1 protein-coding gene is annotated in these 370 nt (G+C 47.6%); it reads left to right on the top strand.

The features are described 5' to 3' along the window. Positions 1–319, top strand: a 319-nt coding sequence (locus tag A3712_RS05355; protein ID WP_157618707.1) for a dicarboxylate/amino acid:cation symporter, incomplete at its 5' end; no start/stop codon positions are given. Between the last annotated feature and the right edge of the window lie 51 nt (positions 320–370).

The raw sequence follows: 370 nt of genomic DNA on the forward strand, positions 1-370 counted from the left end.
CCTTACTATGGGCGATTACCTAATGGTTATCCTAACTGCGACTTTGGCTTCTGTAGGTACTGCAGGTGTCCCTGGTGTTGGTCTGGTTATGCTAGCGATGGTATTGAACCAAGTTGGCCTACCACTAGAAGGTATCGCTCTAATTATGGGTGTTGACCGTCTTCTAGACATGATCCGTACCGCTGTAAACATCACCGGTGATAGTGCCGTATCTATCATCGTTGCCAAGTCTGAAGGCGCTCTTGATGAGTCGCGCTTCAACAACCCTGCAGCAGGTGAGAAAGAAGAAGAAGTTAAGCTATCACGCCAAGAAGCGTAATCTAACAGCCCAGCTTCAAGCTAAAGCGCAAATAATGGCTAACGCTTTAGC

Origin of the sequence: Vibrio sp. HI00D65 (assembly GCF_001635455.1) — a bacterium.
Lineage (GTDB): Bacteria > Pseudomonadota > Gammaproteobacteria > Enterobacterales > Vibrionaceae > Vibrio.